Source organism: Planomonospora algeriensis (assembly GCF_977012225.1).
The window spans coordinates 1-4,275 of sequence record NZ_CDRNDK010000498.1; the positions used below are offsets into that span (position 1 = coordinate 1).

The following is a 4,275-nucleotide window of genomic DNA, read 5'->3' on the forward strand; positions in this document are numbered from 1 at the left end:
CCGGCGCGGCGGGAACCGCGGGGACGCGGGCGGTGCCGGGATCGGCGGCGGTGTCGGCGGGGGCGGCGGGGCGCTGAGCCTGGCCGGGGCGGCGGAGGAAGGTCATCTCCAGGGCTCCTCGGGGTAGAGCGGCGCGGGACACTGCGCAGTGTGCCCGCGGAGGAGCGGAGAGGAGCCGTGCGGACACGCGGGCGCGCCGTTCCTTGGCGGACCCTTGGGCGCCCCCTTGCGGCCCGGACCGGGCGGGCGCCGCTCAGGGGCCCAGCACCCCGTCCAGGTAGTCGTTGGCGAACAGCCGATCCGGATCCAGGCGGTCGCGCAGCGCCAGGAAGTCGGCGAACCGCGGGTAGACGGTGCCCAGGTAGGCGGCGTCACGGGTGTGCAGCTTCCCCCAGTGGGGACGTCCGCCGAGCCGCGTCATGATCTCCTCGACGCCCTCGAAGTACTCGGGGTGCGGCGTGGGCCGGTAGATGTGGCAGGCGAGATAGGCGGTGTCCCTGCCGTAGGCGGTGGACAGCCACGCGTCGGAGGCCGGGGTGACCCGCACCTCGACGGGGAAGCCGATCCTCCAGCCGCGCAGCTCGATCAGGTCGCGGGTCTCGCGCAGGGCCTGGCCGAGGTGCCGTCGCGGGACGGCGTACTCCATCTCCAGGAACCGGACCTCCCGCACGCTCGTGAAGACCTTGTAGGAGGCGTCGGTGCGGGTGGAGGCCGACAGCGCCGCCGCCGAGAGCGCGTTGATCCGGGGGATCGCGCCGGGGAGGCGGGCGCCGATCCCGCACAGCGCGCCGAACAGGGTGTTCTCCAGGAACGTGTCGTCCAGCCAGCGCTTGAAGGCGCTCGGCGGGTCGGCCGGACCGGCGCTGCGGTTGTTGCGCTTGGTGAGGCAGGTATCGGTGTGCGGCAGCCAGAAGAAGTCCAGGTGCTCGTTGCCGGAGGTGAGGGCGTCGAGGGAGCCGAGGATCTCGCTCAGCGCCATCGGCTGCCGGGTGCTGCGCAGCAGGAACGACGGCTCCACCCGGAAGGTCACGGCGGTCAGCACGCCGAGCGCGCCCAGGCCGACCCGCGCGGCGTCGAACAGGTCCCGCTCCGCCTGGTCGGCGGCGTCCGCCCGGACCGTGACGACCTCGCCGCCGGCGAGCACCATCTCCAGCGCGAGCACCTGGTCGGCCAGGCCGCCGACGTCGCGGCCGGTGCCGTGGGTGCCGGTCTGGATCGCCCCGGCCAGCGTCTGGGCGGTGATGTCGCCCATGTTCGCCAGCGCCAGGCCCATGCGGTGGAGTTCCTCGTTGAGGGCCCGCAGCGGGGTGCCCGCCGCGGCGTCACCCGGCCGTCGCCCACCCGCAGGATCCCGGTCAGCCCGTCGGGGCGGAGCAGCAGGCCGTCGGTGAGGGCCGCGCCGGTGAACGAGTGCCCGGTCCCCGTCATGCGCACCCGCCGCCCCGACGCCGCGGCGTCCCGTACGGCCCGCACCACCTCCTCGACCGAGGAGGGGGTCCGGACCTCGGCGGGCACGACGGACTGGTTGCCCGCCCAGTTACGGAACTCGCGCATGAATATGAACGATACTCATGATTTCTGCTCCGCAACAGGGGGCCGCAGCCACGTCGAGCCCGCGACGCCGACGGCCGCGGCCAGCAGGGCGCAGAGGAAGGGGAAGGCGTAGGCGTTGGACGCGCCGAACAGGTCGGTGAGCCGTCCCGCGGCCCACGCGCCGAGCGCCACGCCGAACCCGATCGCGGTGGAGAGCCAGGACATGCCCTCGGTCAGCAGGTGGGCCGGGACCAGCCGTTCGATCAGCGCGTAACCGGTGATGATCGTGGGGGAGATCGAGAGGCCGGCGACGAACAGCGCCACGGCCATCACCCGCAGGTCGCCGACCAGGAAGACGGGGGTGAGCCCGGCGGCGAACGTGCCCAGCGCCCGGACGAACCGGGTGCGCAGGGAGAGCTTCCAGGGCCGCGCGCCGTACCAGAGGCCGGACACCAGGCTCCCGCCCGCGAGCGCGGACAGCAGCAGCCCGCCGGCGACCGGGACGCCGCGCTCCTCGGCGAACGCCACCGTGATCAGGTCCACCGAGCCGAAGACCGCGCCCATGCCGAGGAAGACGCACGACAGCAGGGCGACCCCGGGGATCGTGATGGGGGTGCCGGAGTGCGTCTCGCCCCGGAGGGCCGGCGGCTCGGAGCCGCGCTGCAGGGCGAAGGCGAAGGTGCCGACGAGCGCGCAGACCACGACCACGATCAGGCCGACGTAGGGATTGACCATGGTGGCCAGGGAGGTGGCGAGCGCCGGACCGGCGACGAAGATGACCTCGTCGGCGACCGACTCGAACGAGAACGCGGTGTGCAGCCGATCCGACCCGCTCAGCACGTGGGCCCAGCGGGCGCGCACCAGCGCGCCGAGGGAGACCGCCGTCGCGCCCGCCACCAGGCCCGAGGCGAACAGCGTCCAGGCGGGCGCCCCGGCCCGCGCGCAGAGCATCAGCGCGATCAGCGCACTCCCGTGCGCGAAGGTCAGCGGGACGATTACCCTGGCCTGACCGAACTTGTCCACCAGGCGCCCGGAGAAGGGCGCGGCGACGGCATAGGAGACGCTGACGGTGGCTGCGACCGCGCCCGCCATGCCGTACGACCCCGTCAGGGTCTCGACGAGCACGATGATGCCCAGTCCCAGCATCGACATCGGCATCCGCCCGACGAAGCCTGAGATCACGAAACCCTTGACGCCGGGCGTGCTGAACAGCTCCCGGTACGGCCCGACCACCGATTTTCCCCTTCCGCACGCCCCAGGCGTGGATCGCATTGACGATTTCGCACCAAACGGCAGCCCGGCAAGTGATTTTCCACGCGACGGTGCGCTGTACGGCCCGCTGAGGCAAACGTGACCGAGCGCCAGAGTCTTCCCAGGTTGCGGGTGTTCCTGATGATCCTGGCGGGACTGGTCGCGCTGACCGCCGCGACCGGGGCGGTGGTGATGGCGGTCCGGCCCGCCGGGCCGGCCGCGGCTCCGGAATCCGTCCCCGGTACGGCGGGCGCCGCCCGCGCCGGCGTCTCCGACCTGAGAGGGCTCTCCCCGCAGGCCGTTCCCACGGGCGACCGCCTCCGCCCCGGCCGCCCGCGCCACCGGGGACGCCGGAGCGACCGGGGGCGCCGGGAAAACCGGAGGGACCAGGGACACGGGAGGCGCCGGAAGGACCGGGGACGCCGGCACGCCCGGAGCCGCCCCGACCCCGCCCCGGCTGCTGGTGATCTCCCGCTCCACCCTGCCCCAGCAGACCAGGGACGACATCGCCGGGCTGGAGCACGTCCGGAAGGTCGACGCGTTCGACGGCGGGGCCGTACGGGTCTCCGGGGCCGGGCTGAACCTGCTCGCGGTGGACCCCGCCCGCTTCCGCGCCTGGGCGCCCGAGGCGGTGGCGGCCGAGCAGGGCGTGTGGGACGCACTGGCCAGGGGGGAGCTCGTCGCCGACGGTGCGGCGGTCCGGCGGCTCGGACTGGTCCTCGGCTCGCACTACCAGGTGGACGGCGGGCCCAAGCTCCGGGTCGCCGCCTCGGCCCGCTTCGGGCTGCCCGGCGTGGACGGCCTGGTCGGGCAGGAGACCGGCCGCCGGCTGGGGCTGCTGCCCGGCGCTCGGCGCTGCTGGTGCACGGCCCGGCGAAGGCGACGGACGCGCTCGGCGCCGGGGTGCGCAAGCTGCTGGGCGCGGGCTCGCAGATCGTGCCGCTGGGAGCGGGCGGCGCGGCGCGGGAGAAGACCGGCACGGGAACGGGGACGGTGCCCCGGCCGCAGGCGGCGCGCCGGGCGGCGGTCGGGCGGCCCGGCAGCTACCTGGAGCTGTACCGGAAGGCGGCCGAGGTCTGCCCCGGCCTGTCGTGGACCGTGCTGGCCGCGATCGGCCAGGTGGAGAGCTCGCACGGGCGCAACAACGGCCCGTCCTCGGCGGGCGCGCAGGGGCCGATGCAGTTCATGCCGGCCACCTGGAGGGCCTACGGCGTGGACGGCGACGGCGACGGCGTCAAGGACATCTGGAGCCCCTACGACGCCGTCCCCGGGGCGGCCAACTACCTATGCGCCAACGGCGCGGGCCAGGGCGGGAGGAAACTGGAGAAGGCCGTCTGGTTCTACAACCACTCGTGGTCGTACGTCAGGAAGGTTCTGGGCATCGCCGAGGCCTACGCCCGCACTTACCCGTGACGGGGCCCACCGCCGGGCCGCGCCCGTCCGCGGAGCGCGGGACCCGGCACGGCCGGGGCGCCCGCCCGCGTCACCCGG

2 protein-coding genes and 1 pseudogene are annotated in these 4,275 nt (G+C 74.5%); 1 reads left to right on the forward strand and 2 read right to left on the reverse strand.

Going from position 1 to position 4,275, the window contains the following annotated elements; translation table 11 throughout:
* Nucleotides 1-253: 253 nt before the first annotated feature.
* Together ACWJ6R_RS31115 and ACWJ6R_RS31120 are read right to left on the reverse strand one after the other, a co-directional pair.
* Nucleotides 254-1,554 (reverse strand): annotated as a pseudogene (locus tag ACWJ6R_RS31115) (D-arabinono-1,4-lactone oxidase).
* 15 nt (nt 1,555-1,569) lie between these two features.
* Complete coding sequence (locus ACWJ6R_RS31120) at nt 1,570-2,766, reverse strand: MFS transporter (RefSeq protein ID WP_449065644.1); 1,197 nt, start codon at nt 2,764-2,766, stop codon at nt 1,570-1,572.
* An 879-nt stretch (nt 2,767-3,645) separates the two neighbouring features.
* Between ACWJ6R_RS31120 and ACWJ6R_RS31125 the strand changes: the two genes are divergently transcribed.
* Nucleotides 3,646-4,197, forward strand: coding sequence for a lytic transglycosylase domain-containing protein (locus ACWJ6R_RS31125; RefSeq protein ID WP_449065645.1), 552 nt, complete (start codon nt 3,646-3,648; stop codon nt 4,195-4,197).
* Nucleotides 4,198-4,275 lie beyond the last annotated feature (78 nt).